Origin of the sequence: Flavobacterium odoriferum (assembly GCF_025499515.1) — a bacterium.
In the GTDB taxonomy this organism is placed as follows: Bacteria; Bacteroidota; Bacteroidia; order Flavobacteriales; family Flavobacteriaceae; genus Flavobacterium; species Flavobacterium odoriferum.
The window spans coordinates 1-329 of sequence record NZ_JAMKFA010000059.1 but is presented as its reverse complement, the minus strand read 5'-3'; the positions used below and the strand labels follow the sequence as shown (position 1 = coordinate 329).

Here is a 329-nt window from a genome sequence, read left to right as displayed (position 1 = left end):
TTTGCGTCCACGTGGTCACGGACCATATGGAACTAGGGACGTTGGTGAAGCATTTAAATCTCCAATGCCATTAGAAAAAAATGAACGTATTGCTGGAATCTTTGGAACTGCTCACACCTACCTAGTTTCCATTGGATTATACGTTAACAAGGAAGACGGTGGTGATTGCAACTGTAGCCACAACTACTGATGGAGTTGGAGCTGCTATAGCTCTAGCCTCACGCCCTAACGTACTGCATGTATGGATTTGGAGTCGTTCTGCTGGTCATCAATCATGGAATAAAGTGTTTGTTTGTGTTTTCAAGTTTGTGTTAAGTTAAATAAGCCAC

Annotated in this window: 1 protein-coding gene; it reads left to right on the top strand. The window is 42.6% G+C overall.

Annotated elements, in window-relative coordinates; all coding sequences use genetic code 11:
- Positions 1–190, top strand: a 190-nt coding sequence (locus M9Q43_RS14100; RefSeq protein ID WP_262319500.1) for a jacalin-like lectin, incomplete at its 5' end; no start/stop codon positions are given.
- Positions 191–329 lie beyond the last annotated feature (139 nt).